Origin of the sequence: Comamonas sp. B21-038 (assembly GCF_022387135.1) — a bacterium.
GTDB lineage: Bacteria > Pseudomonadota > Gammaproteobacteria > Burkholderiales > Burkholderiaceae_C > Comamonas > Comamonas sediminis.
On record NZ_CP092462.1, the window covers coordinates 910,220 to 926,950 of the forward strand.

Genomic DNA, 16,731 nt, shown 5'->3' on the forward strand with positions numbered 1-16,731 from the left:
CATGCAAAAACGTATCATGCCGTCGATGACGGCCCTGCAGTGCTTTGAGGCCGTGGCGCGCCACATGAGCTTTACCTTGGCGGCCCAGGATTTGTTCTTGACCCAGAGCGCCATCAGCAAACAGATTGCGCAGCTGGAAGCCACCGTCTGCCAGGCGCTGTTCCACCGCTCGGCGCGCGGGCTGTCGCTCACCCCGGCCGGGCGCATGTACCTGGGCGAAGTGCGCAGCATCCTGAACCAGGTCGATGCCTCGGCCCGCTATGTGATGGGCTACGGCGAGGCGGACGAAACCCTGACGATTGCCGTGCAGCCCACCTTTGGCATCACCTGGCTGGTGCCGCGCCTGCGGCTGTTTCTGCAGGCCTACCCGCATATCCAGGTCGTCACCAAGGGCGATGCCCGGCCTTTTGACCTGATGCAGTCGCGCATCGATATCTCGCTGTTCTATGGCGAAGGCAGCCTGCCAGGCGCGGACTGCCACCGCCTGTTCGAGGCCGATGTGGCAGTGGTGTGCGCGCCGGAGATCCTGCCTGCCCAGGGCCTGGCCTCGCTCGCTGAGTTGGAGCAGTTGCCCATGGTCCAGTGCTCGTTTCGGCCCGAGATCTGGCGCGACTGGTTTGCCTGCCAGGGCTTTGTGCCGGCCGATGCCTACCGGGGCCCGCGTTTTGACACGTTCTCGATGTGCCTGCAGGCCGCACAAGAGGGCATTGGCTTGGCCATCATGCCGCGCATGTTTGCCGAGCAGGCGCTCGCCCAGGGCCGCCTGGTGCAGCCCTGGCCCTTTGTGCAGCCCAGCGACGGCGCCTACTACGTGGCCCATGCCAGCCCCTGCGCGGCCTTGCCCAAGATCCGCCATTTTGTCGATTGGGTGCTGGCACAGGCGCATGCCAGCCCGCCATCCGCATGAAATTTTGGAATAGCCCGATCATTTAATTTCGTTTGCCCCGGGCCGGGCGGCTGTCAACAATGCGTGGTTGGAAAAACAATAACCACGGAGACCGCGCACATGGCCGCGCTGCACCACTACCTCTCGATTGCCGACCTGGAGCGTGCTGCCCGCAAACGCTTGCCCGCCTGTGTGCGCGGCTATGTCTGCGGCGGCACGGAAGACGGCGTCTCGCTGCAGCAAAGCCTGCAGGCTTTCTCGCGCCTGGGCTTTGTGCCACGCGGCCTGCGCCATGTGGCCCAGCGCAGCACGGCCACCACCTTGTGGGGCCAGACTTATGCGATGCCGATGGGCTTTGCGCCCACCGGCTTTGCCGCCATCGTGATGAAGGACTGCGACGCGGCGCTGGCCAAGGTGGCGCAGGCGCAGTCGCTGCCCTTCATCATCAGCGGCGCATCGACCGTGCCGTTGGAACAGCTGCAAAGCGCGCATGACCAGCGCTGCTGGTACCAGGCCTACCTGCCGGGCAATATGGCGCGCATCCTGCCGCTGCTGCAGCGCCTGGAACGTGCCCAGATCCCCGTGCTGGTGGTCACCATCGACACCTGCGTGGGCGCTAACCGCGAGAACCTGCAGCGCCTGCGCTTTACCGTGCCGTTTCGCCCCAGCTGGACCTTGTTGCTCGACGGCCTGCGCCACCCGCGCTGGAGCTGCGATGTGTTTTTGCGCACCGTGTTGAGCCAGGGCGTGCCCCGCTTTGCCAACCTGGCCCATGAGGCAGGGCCGGCCATCACCGCCGACCCGCCCCATGGCTTTCGGGGCGAGCGCGACCAGCTCGACTGGGACTGCATAGACCAGATCCGCGCGGCCTGGAAGGGCAAGCTGGTGCTCAAGGGCCTCATGCACCCGGAAGATGCCCGACTTGCCGTGGCCCATGGCGCCGATGCGGTCATCGTCTCCACCCATGGCGGGCGCCAGCTCGATGCCTGCATCTCGCCGTTGCAGGCGCTGCCCGAGATTCGGCAGGCCGTGCCTGCCGGCTATCCGGTGTTCATCGACGGCGGCTTTCGCCGGGGCAGCGATGTGCTCAAGGCGATGGCGCTGGGCGCCGACTTGGTCTTTACCGGCCGGCCGCAGCTGTTTGGCGCGGCGGTAGCGGGCGAGGCGGGCATTGCCCATGCCGTGCAGCTGTTCCGCCAGGAGCTGATGACCAACCTGGCGCTGCTGGGCATCAACCGCCCGCAGGAGCTGACGGCGGACTGTCTGCGCATCCAGGGCGATTTTTCGCTGCCCCCCAGTCAGCGCTAAAGCGCTGCACCTATTTGCAATCAAGGAGACAAAAAAATGATGACACTGAGCAAGGCCGCGCTGGCCGTGGCTGCCGCATGGGCGCTGTTGCCCGCCGCACAGGCCCAAGGCACGGGCTACCCCGGCAAGCCCGTGAAACTGGTCGTGGGCTATGCCCCCGGCGGCGCCACCGACATTGGCGCGCGGCTGATCGCCGATGCGCTGGGCAAGGACCTAAGCCAGTCCTTCATCGTCGAAAACCGCCCGGGCGCCAACAGCAATATCGGTGCCGAGTATGTGGTGCGCGCGCCCGCCGATGGCTACACGCTGTTTGTCGGATCCATCTCGACGGCGATCAACCAGGGCCTCTACACCAAGCTGGCCTTTGATGCCGGCAAGGACCTGGTGCCGGTCGCCCAGCTCAACGTGGTGCCCAATATCCTGGCTGTGAGCGCCAAGCTGCCGGTCAACTCGGTGGCCGAGTACATCGCCTATGGCAAGCAACATCCGGACAAGCTGACCTGCGCATCGCCGGGCAGTGGTTCTTCGGCCCATCTGGGTTGCGAGCTGTTCAAGCTCAAGACAGGCACCAGCATCCTGCATGTGCCTTACCGGGGCAGCGGCCCGGCGGTGTCGGATCTGCTGGGCGGGCAGGTGGACTCGATGATGGACAACCTGCCGCCGCTGCTGGCGCAGATCCGTGCCGGCAAGCTCAAGGGCCTGGCGGTGACGACCGCAGAACGCGTCGATTTTGCGTCGGACATTCCGACCGTGGCCGAGTCCGGGGTGCCCGGCTTTGAGGTCGCCGCCTGGTTTGGCGTGTTTGCGCCAGCTGGCACGCCTGCCCAGGTGGTGGAGACCGTCAACAAGGCCATCAACCGCGCGCTGAATGCCAACCCCGATGTGCGGGCCAAGTACCAGAGCAATGGCTTCATGCTGCCGCCAGCGCCCAATTCACCCGCCAGTTTTCAGCGCTTCTTCAACAGCGAGATCAAGCGCTGGGGCGAGGTGGCGCAGGCCACCCGCCTGAAGATCGACTGAGACCCAGGCTGCCTTGGAACAGGTTCTTAGCGCGCGCTGGATGCCAGACGCGCGGGCAGCAGCAGCGATACGCCGGCGGCCAGCACCAGCAGCGCTGCGGCGGCGCCAAAGGCGATCCAGTGGGTGCCGAACTGCTCGTAGGCCCAGCCGCCCAGCCAGCTGCTGATCATCGCGCCAATCTGGTGGCCCAGGTAGGCGCAGCCGTAGAGCATGCCGACCAGCTTGATGCCGTAGAGATCGCCCAGGATGGCCGACGATGCGGCGATCGAGCCGGCCCAGACAATGCCGCCCAGCGCGGCCACGGCATAGAGTTGCCAATGGTGGATGACGGCCACCAGCCCGACAAAGCCCAGGCCCCGCACCAGGTAGATGACGGCCAGGATGTAGCGGCGCGGCACCATGTCCGACAGCTTGCCCAGGCCCAAGGTGCTGAAGATGGCGACCAGGCCGATCAGGCCAATGCCGCCGGCACTGCTGCCGGCATCAAAGCCATGGTCCATCAGCATGGGTACGCCATGGGTGCCCAGCAGGTTCATGCTGAAGCCGCAGGCGAACAGCCCCAGAAAGATCTGCCAGAAGGGCGCGGTGGCCACTGCCTGGGCAAAGCGCAGCGAGGGCGCGGCGGGCTGGCCGGCCATGGCGCGCAGGCGCTCCTGGCGGGCGGCTTGCTCGGCGGGCGTCAGGTCGGTGTGCTCGGGCGCGTCATCACGCACAATCCACAGCGCCATCGCGCTGACGATCAGCGCAAACACCAGCGCAAAGCCCAGCAAGGTGTGCTGCCAGCCCCAGCGCGCAATGGTGAAGGTGAAGACCGGCGTCATCACTGCAATGCCCGCCATGGAGCCGGTGGACAGAAAGAACAGCGCCATGCCGCGCTGGCGCGTGAACCAGCTGCTGATCATCGGCGTGACCGCCACCGGGCTGGTAAAGGCCAGGCCCAGCGACAGCGCCACGCCATAGGACCAGAAGAACAGCCAGGGCGTGCGGGCGTTGACGGCCCAGATGCAGGACAGCACCACGATCACGGTGCCCAGCAGCAGCACCCGCCGCGTGCCCTGGCGCGCCACCAGCCAGCCGGCCAGCGGCATGCCCAGTCCGTAGCACAACATGCCAAACGCGACGATGGAAGACAGCAGGCTGCGGCTGAAGCCCAGGTCCTGCGACAGCGGCACGATGAAGGGTCCGATCCCCATGCGCATGCCCACCGTCAGCAAGGTGAGGATGGTGGAAGCGGCGACGATCACCCAGCCGAAATACAGGCCGGACGGTGGGGTGGGGCCCGGAGGCAGAGAGGTGGGGAGCGCTGTCATGACGCGGTGGCCGCGAGGCGCTCGTCAAAAGGCCTGCGCAACAAGGATGTAGTAGGGCCGATGATAGGCCGGCGCGCAGGAACGGCAAGCGGGGCGAGCGGCTGGATGTCGCGCTGGCGGCAGGCCTGCCGGCGCACACGTCAGCGCTGCGGCGAGCGGGCGCTGGCGGTATCGGGCAGCAGCATCAGCAAGCTGCGGTTGTAGTCCTCCACCACCATCAGCTGGCCGGCATGGTTCAGTGCCAGCCCGGTGGGGCGGCCCAGGGGCCGGGTCTTGCCATCTGCCGTCCAGTTGCCCAGCCACTCGATCGGCTTGCCGCCGGGTTTGCCATCCTTCTGGCGCGCAAAGCCCACCACGCGGTGGCCTTGCGGCCCATGCCAGGCGGCCAGCAACTGGCCTTGGAAGGGGCTGGCCTGTGGGGTGGCCAGCAGGTGCAGCGGCGCCGTGTGCGCGGGCCAGAGCATATGGGGCGCCTTGGTGGCGGCGCAGCGCGCGCGTTGCTCATAGCCGCGCGCCGGGCGCTGTGCGCCCACGCAATAGGGCCAGCCGTAGTCGGCGCCTTCCAGCAGTTCGTTGAGTTCTTCGGGCGGCTCGTTCCTGTCGCGGTAGTCGATGTTGTTCTCGGCCTGCCAAAGGCTGCCTTTGGCGGGGCCGTCGGGCAGGGTGGCCAGGGCCACGGAGTTGCGCAGACCCAGCGCAAACGGCGCGAACTGCTGCACAGGCGCTTGTCCTTGCACCGCAGGGCTGCGCAGGACCGCACGCCATACCGCGCCCCGGAACTGCATCGCCCCGCGCTCGGGGCAGGGATAAAGCAGCGCGCCTTGCGCGTCCTGGCAGCGGTCTGTGAGCGAGCCGATATTGACGTAAAGGCTGCCATCGGGCCCGAACGTGATTTCCTTGAGCGGGTGGGAGCCGTCGTCGGGCAGCTGGTCCAGCACCGCTTGCGCCTGGATCGGCTGGCCTGCAGCGGGCACGTGCGTGCGCCAGATACGGCTGGCCTCGCCAATGTAGATCAGGGCATCGGGCCCGCGCACCAGGGCTAGCGGGCGGTCGAGTTTGTCGGCTAGCACCTGTACCTGGGGGCGCTGTGCGGAGTTGGCAGACGGCTGCGCCGGCAGGCTTAGCTCCAGCAGCCGGCCCTGGCGCGGCATCCAGCTGCCCATGTCGATGATCCACAGGCGCCCGGGGCTGATTTCCAGCACCCGGCGGGGCGCGCGCAGGCCGTCGCGCTCATCGGCTACCAAGGCCACGCAGGTGCCGGCCGGGCTGGCTATGCTGACCTTTTCATAGCCGCCGCAGCGGCCCTGGGGCGTATAGCCCCGGGCATGCGCCAGCGGCGCCCAGGCCAGCATGGCGCTGGCCAGCGCTGCAAGCGCTGCCTGAGGCGGCAGGCGTTCAGGCCAGCACTTGTGCAATTGCCTTGCCCACGTCCGGGGTCTTGGCCTGGCCGCCCAGGTCGGGCGTGCGCGGGCCGCTCAGAATGGTCTGGCTGATGGCATCGACGATGGCATCGTGGGCGCTGCGCCAGGCACCCTGGCCGTTGCCCAGGAAGTCCAGCATCAGCGCCACCGACCAGATCATCGCGATCGGGTTGGCAATGTTTTGGCCATAGATGTCGGGCGCCGAGCCATGCACGGGCTCGAACAGCGAGGGAAAGTTGCGCTCGGGGTTCAGGTTGGCCGACGGCGCCAGGCCGATGGTGCCGGTGGTAGCAGGGCCCAGGTCGCTCAGGATGTCGCCAAAAAGGTTGGTGGCGGCGACCACATCGAAGCGGCCGGGCTGCAGCACAAAGCGGGCGGTCAGGATGTCGATGTGCTGCTTGTCCAGCACCACGTCGGGGTAGTTCTGGGCCATGGCTTCAGCACATTTGTCCCACCAGGGCATGCTGATCGCAATGCCGTTGGATTTGGTGGCCAGAGTCACATGCTTTTTGCTGCGGCTCTGGGCCAGGTCAAAGGCGAACTTGAGCAGGCGGTCGGCGCCCTTGCGGGTGAACACCGCCTCTTGCAGCACCATCTCGCGGTCCGTGCCTTCGAACATGATGCCGCCCAGCGCGGTGTATTCGCCCTCGGTGTTCTCACGCACGACGTAGTAGTCGATATCGCCCGGTTTGCGGCCCGCCAGCGGGCAGGGCACGCCGTCAAACAGACGCACCGGGCGCAGGTTGATGTACTGGTCGAACTCGCGGCGGAACTTGAGCAGCGAGCCCCAGAGCGAGACATGGTCGGGCACGGTGGCCGGCCAGCCGACGGCGCCGAACAGGATGGCGTCAAAGCCTTGCAACTGTGCCTTCCAGTCGTCGGGCATCATCTGGCCGTGCGCGGCAAAGTAGTCGCAATGCGCCCAGTCAAAGTGCTGCATCTCCAGCGGCAGGTCAAAGCGCTTGGCAGCGGCCTCCAGCACGCGGATGCCTTCGGGCATCACTTCCTTGCCGATGCCGTCGCCGGCCAATACCGCGATACGTAGTTTCTTGCTCATGCTGGTCCTGAATGTCTGGTCAAAAGGGGAGGGTGGCCGCCCGGGTGACTGGCAGCGCTCGCAAAGGCCATCGCTGGGCTCTACAATCGCTCGTCCTCGCACCTGGTGCCGGGGCTGGGGTGTCTGGATGGGCATCCTAGCGCTGTTGGGGCAGCTGCGCAGCATGGTGCGAGACAGCTTGCACCGCTGGCGCCTCATTTTGCCGCCTGCCGTGTCGCCTTTTCCTTTTCCCCCTGAGTCCCTGGCCGTATTGGCCGCCGCCTGCTGGGCGCTGGCCGCGCTGTTTTCCGCCCCGGTGGCGCGCAAGATGGGCGCCTTTGCCTTTACCCGCTGGCGCATGGTGTTTGCCACCGTGATGCTGGGCGGCTGGGCCACCGTGGCGGGCACCTGGGGCAGCCTGAACCTGTCGCTGGTGAGCGTGCTGGTGCTGTCGGGCTTTATCGGCATCTTCATTGGCGACACGGTGCTGTTTGCCTGCATGAACCGGCTGGGCCCACGCCGATCGGGCATTTTGTTTGCCACCCATTCGATGATGTCGGCCGTGCTGGCAGCGCTCTTTTTGGGTGAGCGCATGGGCGCAGTGGCGATGCTGGGCTGTGCACTGGTGCTGAGCGGCGTGATGTGCGCCATTGCCTTTGGCAAGCGCGCTGGCAGCGAATCGAGCCTGGAGGCCACGCGTGGCCGGCTGGCGGTGGGTGTGAGCCTGGGCCTGATAGCCGCCTTGGGCCAGGCGTTGGGCACCCTGGTGGTCAAGCCGGTGATGGGCCCCGATGTGGACCCGGTGGCCGCATCGGCCGTGCGCATGGCGGCGGGCTTTGGCTTTCATGCGGTGCTGCTGCTGGTGGGCTGGAAGCCAGCACGCCTGACCGCCGTGATGGAGCCGCGCGACTGGCAGCTGTTGGCGGGCAGCGCCTTTTTGTCGATGGCCATGGGCATGACCCTGATCCTGGCCGCCCTCAAGTACGGCAGTGCCGGGCTGGTGGGCATGCTGTCCTCTGTCTCGCCCATTCTGCTGCTGCCGCTGCTGTGGTGGAAGACCAAGGTACCGCCCACCTTGGGCGCGATGGCCGGTGCCTTGCTCACGGTTGCCGGCGTGGTGCTGATTCTGGCGCGGCTGAGCTGAGCCGCGACAGCCCAGAGCATGGGCGTGAAAAAGCCAGGGATGCAAGGCATTCCCTGGCTCTGGTGTGGCTCAGCGCTGATCCGCTGGGCCCCTGCGTTTCAACAGGTGCGGCTTACTTGATCAAACGCACCGCGCCGGACATGCTGACCGACACCGTGGTGTAGCCGGGCTCCAGGCCCACGGGGGCGCTGCTGTCCTCCATCTTGCTCATCATGGTCACGCCGCGGTTCATGCGGGGCATCGGCTGGCTCGTGCCGCTCTGGTTCAGGTGGATGGTGTCGTACTCGTACTGTGCGTATCCCATTGCATTGGCGGTGACCTTGGCCTTGGCGTTGAAGTTCTTGACGGCTTCAGCGATCAACTGGTCCTGCGCCTTGTTGCGTGCCGCATCCGACAGGCGGAAGCCCGAACCGGTCAGCCGGGCCTTGTCCATCAGCGCAGCCATCGTCTGGCCGAGCGCGGCAGTGTCGGTTGACTCCAGCTGCACATTGAACTGGGTGCGCCAGCTGGTCACCTTGCCATCCTTGTTGTAGACGGGGCTGGTGAACAGGTTCTCGGTCGTGACCTGCAAGGTCGATGACTTCTTGGCGGTGGCCAGCACATCTGCCAGCGCGGTCTTGCCCAGTTGCTGGGCCTGGGCCTGGTCCTTGGATTCCTTCTCGACGCTGAACTGGGCCCAGGCCGTGTCTTCCGGCACACGGGTGGTCGCTTCGGCATCCAGGTTCAGGCTGGGGCGCTTGTCGATGTTGGCAGCGGCGGGGGCGGGGTTCTGGGCCATGGCGGTAGAAGCTACAAAAGGGGTGGCGGCGATCAGGGCAGCGGTCGCCAGCATGCGCATTTTTTTCATCAAATTCTCCTTCTTCAAAACAGTCGCGGAGGGCTTGCCAATAAATGGCGGGAGCCCAGGTCACCGGGCTTGGAGTGCCACGCGGGCTGCAAGTTTCAGCAACGCTGGCAAGCCGCATCGGATGGCCAAGCTTATCCCCCACTGCTGCGACAAAGAGCCACAGCGTAGGTGGCGGAAGGGCATGGACTTGTAGGACAGGCTGCCGCATTCGCCCTGGTTCATCGATATTCACATTTGGCGCTGCAATTGCCCAGCCTGCAATGGCCTGGCTGTCCCGCAAAGCAGCAATGCTGTCATCGCCGTAACCCAGGCTGCGCAGCAGCTCCTGCGTGTGCTGTCCCGGTTGGGGCGGGTCCATGTGCACACCCAGGCGTTTGCCTGCCATGCGCAGCGGCAGCAAGTTGGTGGGCGCCGTTTGCCCTGCGCTCGCCATCGCTCAGATGCACGGGTGCGAGACCACCGCTGACCAGCAGGTGTGGGTTCTCCAGCCAGCGCTCGTGGGCGGCGAGTGGGAGGGGGTGTTCGGTGCGGTGGAGTCGTAGGTGTGGTGCATGGCTCAGGAAGGCAGAGGGCATGGGGCCGGAAGTCCCATTGCAACGAGGGAGTCCGGGTCATGGCGGAAGAGGGTGAGGCTACCCACCGTGCAGATCAGAGGACGTATGTGGTACGCACCTCATACGCCGGTGACGGGATGAGCATTGCTGTCCCATCAGTGCCAAAGACAGAGAGCCATGCGTCGGACCAGCATGGTCGGAGTTGCGCAGGGCAAGGGTGGAACTACACGCCTGATAGAAACTATATACCGGTGCAGAGGAATGGATTTTATGAAATGTTATGATACAAATCTAACGCCTTGACATTTGTTGATGTGCGTCAAGATTTTTCTGCATCCCGGCTTCACTCTTTGTTAAACAACGTGAATACAGGGATTCGAATGCGTAATTTTGATAATTGATTAAGTTAATATATTTTTTGTCATTCAAACGATGGAACTCACGCCCTGTGGCTGCGCAAGCAGGCAGGGCGTTGGCATGTGGGCCTGGGTGTTCCAACAACAACGGGAAAGGTGTGATGGGTTCAGTGAACAGATGGGCGTCCGCTGCTCGATGGGCGCGCGGCATGGTGGTTCTGGGTGGTCTGGCCGGGTGGGCATCGGCCCATGCCGCCGATGATGTGACCGCCGTTTGGGGCAGTTTCAACAACAACAGCTGGACGGCCAACACCGGCAATGCGGCCAGCGCGCCAGCGGCCAATGGGCACAACGACTTGCTGGCTTTTACGGCCAACGGTATTCGCTACTCGACAGGCGTCAACGATGCGGCGCTGGTCGGGGGTTTTCAGCCGGCGGTGTTCCAGGCCTTCACGCCCAACCCCAGCTCGCTGCCGGCCACTGGCGGGCTCAATGCGATTGCCCAAAGCGGCAGCTATGACATCTCCAAATCGCGTGCGTCCTATCTTTCAGATGGCGTGCGTGGTCTGGACCTGAGTACTGCGCTGTTCAATATCCCTGCGACGTCGCTGCGTTTCAGCGCCAGCGTGGGCAACCCCGAATCCACCACCGATGATGTGCCCGATGTGCTGGTGACCCAGGTGGGGCAGCCTTCAACCAGGACGGACCAGTTTTATTTCATCGATGACACCGGCGCGCTGGTGGGCAACTCCGTCACCATCGCGCTCAACAGTGTGTCGGTCGTCGCGCGGCAGAACTGGCAGTTCTGGAACCCCAACCACACCAAAGCCAGCGTGGCCGATGGCAGCCGCGATCTGCGCATACGTGCCTACCACTTCTCGGACTTTGGCATCACGCCCGAGAACATGGCGCGGGTGGCGGGTTTTGTGCAATCGCTCAGCGGCGACTCGGACATTGCCTTCGTGGCGTACAACCAGGAGGCCGTGAGTACCCCGGCTGCGTTGAGTGTGCAAAAGACCAATGCGCAGGCCACCGTGACTGCAGGCACACGCACGCTCTACACGGTGACGGTCAGCAACGCTGGCGGTACGCTGGCCAGCGATGTCTCCTGGCTGGACCGGCCACAAGGCCTGCGCGTGCTGGGTATTGCGGTGGCTGCAGTGACTGCTGGCAGCGATGCCGGCGTCTGCAGCAGCACGGGCTGCACAGGTCTGCGTCTGGCGCCAGGTGCGTCGATCAGCTACCAGGTAGAGGCGGAGGTCACCGGTGGCGTAGGCACCATGGCGTCGAACACTGCCGTGGTGGAAGGCGCCAACTGCAGCGGCGGCAGCCCCAGCAGTTGCACCAGCACCGATGCGGATCTGATCGTGGCCTCCGACTCGGTGAGTATTGTCAAGACCAATGGTGTGGATCGCCTGGCGGTGGCTGCAGAGACCACCTACAGCGTGACGCTGAGCAACAGCGCGGCCAGTGCATTCTCGGGTCTGCGCTGGACCGATACCCCCAGCGGTCTGAGCATCACTGGCATACGTGTCGGCAGTGTGGGTGCCAACAGTGTCGCGGGCACTTGCTCTACGTCGGGCTGTGTGGGCATCACGCTGGCTGCCGGTCAATCCATCGTCTACCTCGTCAGCGCAAAGGTCAACGCTGGCGTGACCGCGGGTGCATCGGTCAGCAACAAGGCTGTCGTGCAGGGCGGCACCTGCAGCAGCGAACTGGTGACCGGCTGTGCCAGCACTGACACCGACCTGGTGGTGACAGCGGCCAACCTGCACATCAGCAAAAGCAATGGGGTGGATGTGCTGGCGCAGGGTGCGAGCACGGTCTACCAGGTGGTGTTGCGCAATACCGGTGGCAGTGCGGCTGCAGGTCTGCGCTGGGCCGAGAGCCCGGTGGGCTTGCGGATTGACCGCATCAGCGCAACGGCAGTGGGGGCCAACAGCGAGGCGGGCCTGTGCACCGTCAGTGGTTGCTCGGACATCGCAGTCGCTGCTGGCGAATCCATTGTGTATGCGGTGCAGGCGACCGTCACGGGCGAGGTCGGCGCCGACAATGCGCGCAATACGGTGACTCTCACGGGTGCTGCCTGCAGCGGCGGCAACAGCTGCAGCGCCGAGGACCGTGATGCCATCGTGCTGCCCGCTGCTGTCAGCATCTCCAAGAGCAATGGCGTGGATGCGCTGAGCGAAGGCGCGCGCAGCACCTACACCGTCACCATCAGCAACAGCGGCGGCATGCCTGCCAACGGCCTGGCATGGCTCGACAGCCCCGAGGGGATGGAGATCGAGGCGATCACGCCGATGGCGGCTACCGCTCCCAGTGATACCGGCAACTGCAGCCTGCAAGCGCCCGTCGGCTGCAGCGGCATCACGGTTGCCGCCAATGCCCGCATCAGCTACCAGGTGCTGGCGCGTGTCATTGCGTTGGTAGAGGGGCGTGCCGATGCGGTGGTCCGCAATACGGCAACGGTGACGGGCGCGAACTGCAGCCCGGCAGCCCCTTGCACAGCCACCGATACCGACGCTCTGCGCACGCCCGTGCATCTGACCTTGAGCAAGACAGCTGAGGCAACGGTGGAAGTGGGCCATGCGCTGGACTACCAGTTCCGCATTGCCAACAGTGGCCAGACGGCGGTTGCAGCCGGGCAAACGCTGACGGTGGCCGAGGCTCTGCCCGAGGGGATGCGCTTGACGGGCGCCACACCGGGTGCTGGCGTGGCATCGGTGGTCTGCAATGGGGAGCCCTTGCTGTGCGAGGTGGTGCTGGATGCAGCGCTGGAGCAGGGTGCTGGCGCCGCCTTTACCCTGCATACGATGGCGCCAGCCGTGGCAGGTGCGATCACCAACCATGCGGCGATGGATCCGCAGGGCAGGCGCGAGCCGCCGGTGCCGGGTGCGGCCTGTCTGCCTACGGATGGTTGTGCCCAGGCGCGTACCGAGGTGCTGGCTCCCGCGCACATCACCGTGCTCAAAAGCAATGGCGTGGACCAGCTGCCTGAAGGCGGCACCACGCGCTATGTCGTGACGCTCAGCAACCAGGGCGGCATGCCGGTGCAGCTGCAGTGGGACGATGTGCCCAGCGGCATGGAGGTGACGGACATCCGTGCAATCGACGTGGGCGCGGGCAGCGTGGCCGGCATCTGCAGCGTTACGGGCTGTACCGGGGTTACGCTGGCGGGCGGCGAGTCCATCCACTATGCAGTGTTGGCCCAAGTGACAGCCGCCGCGCCTGCACGTGTTCGCAACCTGGCCCGCGTGACCGAGGCGGCGCAGTGCAGCCGCGCGGCGCCTTGCAGCAGTGAGGATGAGGACCTGGTCTACCGCCATGGCATCGATGTGGATCCTCCGACGCCGGATCCAACGCCTGAGCCGACGCCCGATCCTGACCCCAGCCCGTTGCCCGCGCCGGTTGCGGTGCCCACGCTCACGATGGCGGGGCAGTGGCTGATGTCGCTGCTGCTGGGTGGCGCCGCGGTACTGGGACTGCGTAGAAGGCGCGAACGCAGCCGCCGCTGAGCGCTGCGCACCCACAAAAAAACCACTGCAGCGCGATGCCGCAGTGGTTTTTTATCGCGGCCCCCCGCAGCGGGCGCCCGGAATGGGGACCCGTGCGATCGATCCGATCAGGGGGCCAAGGCGGCCTTCACGGCGGCAGACACCAGGCCCATGTCCGCCTTGCCTGCCAACTGGGTCTTGACCGCACCCATGACCTTGCCCATATCGCCAGGGCCCGAGGCACCGAGTTCGGCCACGATGGCCTTGACGGCGGCCGTCACCTCTTCGGCGGACAGGCGCTCTGGCAGGTAGCCCTTGATGACCTCGATTTCCGACTTTTCCTTGTCGGCCAGGTCCTGGCGGCCTGCGCCTTCAAAGGCGGCGATGCTGTCCTTGCGCTGCTTGATCATCTTGTCGACGATGGCGATCACCATCGCGTCGTCGAGCTCGACGCGCTCATCGACTTCCTTCTGCTTCATCGCAGCTTGCAGCAAGCGGATGGTGCCCAGGCGTTCCGTGTCCTTGGCGCGCATCGCGTTCTTCATGTCTTCGGTGATTTGTGCTTTCAAGCTCATAACATGCTCCTGTTGGCAGGCCGTCCAAGCAAGCAGCGGTCTGCCTGAAAAAATCTGGCGATGGCCAGAAAACAAAAAACCCGCGCCTGGCGTCCCGAGCGCGGGTGGTGTCACAGCCTGGGCAATGTGCGTCAGGCCTGTGAGAGCTGCGATCAGTACAGCTTCTTGGGCAGTTGCATGCTGCGAACGCGCTTGTAGTGGCGCTTCACGGCAGCGGCCTTCTTGCGCTTACGCTCAGCGGTAGGCTTTTCGTAGAATTCGCGAGCGCGCAGGTCGGTCAGCAGGCCCAGCTTTTCGATGGTGCGCTTGAAGCGGCGCAGCGCAACGTCAAAGGGTTCGTTTTCTTTTACACGGATAGTCGTCATTAGCTAATGTTTCCATTGGTGCCAACAGCGGGTTTTGGGGAAGATCGGGCCCCAAAGCCTTGAATGGCGGTTTTGCCCTGTCATATTGACTAGTATTGGCAGACAGGGCTTTGCCAGCAAAGAGGTGGGATTATAACCAGTTTTTTATCCAACGGCAATAGGGATGCCGGCCGGGAGCGCGGGGCCAGCGCCTGAACTGTTGTTTCAATGCGCCTTTGTGCGCGGTCCGTTACTGACCGTCTGCCATGCCCGCTGCGCAGGCCGCCGCGCTGGCCCAGGCCCACTGAAAGTTGTAGCCACCCAGCCAGCCGGTGATGTCCACCACCTCGCCAATGCAGTAGAGACCCGGCACTTTCTTGGCTTCCATCGTCTGCTGAGACAGCTCCTTGGTGTCCACACCGCCGACAGTGACCTCGGCTTTTTTATAGCCTTCGGTGCCGGTGGGGGTCAGCTCCCAGCGCGTCAGGCGCTCGGCCAAGCGCAGCAAGGCCTTGTCGCTGGCCTCGGCAATCGGGCGCTGCCAATCGGCATCCTGCGCCACCCAGGCATCGGCCAGGCGAGAGGGCACGAGGCCGGCCAGCTCATTGGCGATCAGTTTGCGTGAGCGCTGCTTGGCCGCCAGCAGGTGCGCGGCCACATCCACCTCGGGCACCAAGTTGATGTCGATGGACGTGCCTGGTGTCCAGTAGCTGGAGATCTGCAGGATCGCCGGCCCGGACAGACCCCGGTGCGTGAACAGCAGGTCTTCGTTGAAAGTCATGCGGGTTTTCTTGCTGCCAGTGCCGATCACCACCGGCAAGGCCAGGCCCGCCAGCTGTGCATAGGGTGCCCAGGCACTGCCATCAAAAGTCATCGGCACCAGGCCCGGCACACGCGGCACCAGCGCCAGCCCAAACTGCTGGGCCAGGCGGTAGCCCAGGTCGGTGGCGCCAATCTTGGGGATGGACAGGCCGCCGGTGGCGATCACCAGGTGGCGGCAGTGCACTGTGCCCTGGGCGGTGCTGACCTGGAAACGCTGGCCATGGGCATCGGTATCGAGTGCCGCGACAGCGCTGACGGCGCAGGGTTGCCAGTGGGTGACCTGGCCGGCGCGGCACTCGGCCATCAGCATCGCGATGATGTCTTCAGCGGAGTGGTCGGCAAACAGCTGGCCCTTGTGCTTTTCGTGGTAGGCGATGCCGTGCCTGTCGACCAGCGCCACAAAATCGGCCGGCCCAAAGCGCGACAGCGCCGAGCGGCAGAACTGCGGGTTCTGCCCGACAAAATGCTTGTGCGGCTGGCGCACATCCAGATCGCGGTTGGTGAAGTTGCTGCGCCCGCCGCCCGAGATGCGAATCTTTTCTGCCACCTTGGCTGCATGGTCGATCAGCAGGACCTTGAGCCCGCGCTGCCCGGCCTGCGCCGCACAAAACAGGCCGGCTGCGCCTGCGCCAAGGATGACGGTATCAAACCGGTGGGTGGGAGCGGGAGAAGACATGCGGATCCGGGTGATGGGCGGGCAGCGCGTGGCGTGCCTGCGCCGGCAAAAGCAGCGATTATCGGTGATGCGGCTCGCCGACGCAGTGCCGGCCCAGGTGGGCGATGCAATGCCAGGCCTTTTTCAGCAGCGGTGCCGGGTAGCGGTGGCAGGCCTGGGCCTGGCCCAGATCAGCTGGCGTGAGCCCGCCGGGCGCCAGCTGCAGCATATGGGCCAGCACCTCGGCCACCTCGGCGCCCCGGTACTGGCTGGCCTGCGCCAACTGGTTCTCCTGCAAGCGGTAACCGGGGTGAAAGCGCAAGGGCCAACCGGAGTTCTGTGCGGTCTGCGCAAGCGGGGTATCGCGGTAGCAAGGGTCCAGCCAGAGGGCAGCCACGTCGCGCGCCAGGAGCAGGCCGCCATGCACTTGCGCTTCCACATAGTGGTCCAGCGGGTCGGCCAGTTGCAGGCATTGCAGCTGCTGCCAATCCATCTGCTGCCACAGGCCCACATGGCGGGGCTGCCAGTAGCTGTCGGGGTCGCAAAAGCTGCTGCGTGCCGTGGCAGAGCTGTGCAACTGCAGATACGCCGATCCAAAGCGGGGTGCGGCGCCATAACCTTGGTGGCTCGGATACCCCAAAGGCTCCAGATCCACCGCGCCGTACACGGGCCGCTCAGCAGGGGCGGCCTGGTTGTAAGCCCCCGCAAACCACTGGTTCTCCCACTGCCAGCGTTCGCCCTGGGGATGCGGGCTGTAGCTGCCATTGCTGCTGCCGCTTTCAAACTGCGACTGGTAGCGGCCCTGCTGGCACAGCAGCGCCAGCAGCGGCTGGTCTTGCGCTGTCCAGTCGGGATGAAAGTGCACATGGATCGATGCGGGTGCAGGCGCGAGCTCGCGCACCGGCCCGCCTCGGCTCTGTACGGCCTGCAGCGCTTGCTGCTGGGCGTTGGTCAACATG

The 16,731-nt window shown here is 65.3% G+C and carries 14 protein-coding genes; 5 read left to right on the forward strand and 9 right to left on the reverse strand.

Annotated features, from left to right (window positions below; all coding sequences use genetic code 11):
- The first annotated feature begins 1 nt into the window (after position 1).
- The 3 genes from MJ205_RS04175 (at position 2) to MJ205_RS04185 (ending at position 3,214) form a co-directional block, all read left to right on the forward strand.
- Positions 2 to 907: a LysR substrate-binding domain-containing protein gene (locus MJ205_RS04175; RefSeq protein ID WP_239811317.1), complete on the forward strand. Its 906-nt coding sequence runs from the start codon at positions 2 to 4 to the stop codon at positions 905 to 907.
- A gap of 99 nt (positions 908 to 1,006) precedes the next feature.
- A complete protein-coding gene (locus MJ205_RS04180; protein WP_239811318.1) occupies positions 1,007 to 2,194 on the forward strand; it encodes an alpha-hydroxy acid oxidase in 1,188 nt (395 codons plus the stop codon).
- 36 nt (positions 2,195 to 2,230) lie between these two features.
- The gene (locus MJ205_RS04185; RefSeq protein ID WP_239811319.1) at positions 2,231 to 3,214 is read left to right on the forward strand and encodes a tripartite tricarboxylate transporter substrate binding protein; all 984 of its coding nucleotides are present in this window, start codon (positions 2,231 to 2,233) and stop codon (positions 3,212 to 3,214) included.
- A gap of 26 nt (positions 3,215 to 3,240) precedes the next feature.
- Here MJ205_RS04185 and MJ205_RS04190 read toward each other — a convergent pair whose 3' ends face one another.
- The 3 genes from MJ205_RS04190 to MJ205_RS04200 all read right to left on the reverse strand — a co-directional run bounded on the left by MJ205_RS04190 (position 3,241) and on the right by MJ205_RS04200 (position 7,002).
- Positions 3,241 to 4,524, reverse strand: a complete 1,284-nt coding sequence (locus MJ205_RS04190; RefSeq protein WP_239811320.1) for an MFS transporter — start codon at positions 4,522 to 4,524, stop codon at positions 3,241 to 3,243.
- A 140-nt stretch (positions 4,525 to 4,664) separates the two neighbouring features.
- Positions 4,665 to 5,939 carry a PQQ-dependent sugar dehydrogenase gene (locus tag MJ205_RS04195; RefSeq protein ID WP_239811321.1) on the reverse strand — a complete coding sequence of 425 codons (1,275 nt, stop codon included), beginning with the start codon at positions 5,937 to 5,939 and terminating at the stop codon, positions 4,665 to 4,667.
- Positions 5,920 to 7,002, reverse strand: a complete 1,083-nt coding sequence (locus MJ205_RS04200) for a tartrate dehydrogenase (protein WP_116925931.1) — start codon at positions 7,000 to 7,002, stop codon at positions 5,920 to 5,922. Before MJ205_RS04200 ends, MJ205_RS04195 begins: the two co-directional genes overlap by 20 nt.
- A 211-nt stretch (positions 7,003 to 7,213) precedes the next feature.
- Here MJ205_RS04200 and MJ205_RS04205 point away from each other — a divergent pair, with 211 nt between their 5' ends.
- Positions 7,214 to 8,125, forward strand: a complete 912-nt coding sequence (locus tag MJ205_RS04205; RefSeq protein ID WP_239811322.1) for a DMT family transporter — start codon at positions 7,214 to 7,216, stop codon at positions 8,123 to 8,125.
- A gap of 112 nt (positions 8,126 to 8,237) precedes the next feature.
- Here the strand turns inward: MJ205_RS04205 and MJ205_RS04210 are convergent, their stop codons facing one another.
- Entirely contained in the window at positions 8,238 to 8,972 is a 735-nt protein-coding gene (locus tag MJ205_RS04210; RefSeq protein ID WP_239811323.1) for an SIMPL domain-containing protein, read from the reverse strand.
- A gap of 845 nt (positions 8,973 to 9,817) precedes the next feature.
- Complete coding sequence (locus tag MJ205_RS04215) at positions 9,818 to 10,093, reverse strand: hypothetical protein (protein WP_239811324.1); 276 nt, start codon at positions 10,091 to 10,093, stop codon at positions 9,818 to 9,820.
- Here MJ205_RS04215 and MJ205_RS04220 point away from each other — a divergent pair.
- Positions 10,092 to 13,397 (forward strand): DUF11 domain-containing protein, encoded by a 3,306-nt coding sequence (locus MJ205_RS04220; protein ID WP_239811325.1) that lies wholly within the window; start codon positions 10,092 to 10,094, stop codon positions 13,395 to 13,397. The genes MJ205_RS04215 and MJ205_RS04220 overlap by 2 nt on opposite strands.
- A 107-nt stretch (positions 13,398 to 13,504) precedes the next feature.
- On the opposite strand, the gene MJ205_RS04225 is transcribed toward MJ205_RS04220, so the two are convergent.
- From MJ205_RS04225 to MJ205_RS04240, 4 genes are all read right to left on the reverse strand, one after another.
- On the reverse strand, positions 13,505 to 13,951 hold the full coding sequence (locus MJ205_RS04225; RefSeq protein WP_239811326.1) for a GatB/YqeY domain-containing protein: 447 nt from the start codon (positions 13,949 to 13,951) through the stop codon (positions 13,505 to 13,507).
- A 152-nt stretch (positions 13,952 to 14,103) separates the two neighbouring features.
- Positions 14,104 to 14,316, reverse strand: a complete 213-nt coding sequence (gene rpsU, locus MJ205_RS04230; RefSeq protein WP_007833691.1) for a 30S ribosomal protein S21 — start codon at positions 14,314 to 14,316, stop codon at positions 14,104 to 14,106.
- 229 nt (positions 14,317 to 14,545) lie between these two features.
- Positions 14,546 to 15,793, reverse strand: a complete 1,248-nt coding sequence (locus tag MJ205_RS04235; protein ID WP_239811327.1) for an NAD(P)/FAD-dependent oxidoreductase — start codon at positions 15,791 to 15,793, stop codon at positions 14,546 to 14,548.
- 58 nt (positions 15,794 to 15,851) lie between these two features.
- Entirely contained in the window at positions 15,852 to 16,730 is an 879-nt protein-coding gene (locus tag MJ205_RS04240; RefSeq protein WP_239811328.1) for a DUF3626 domain-containing protein, read from the reverse strand.
- Position 16,731 lies beyond the last annotated feature (1 nt).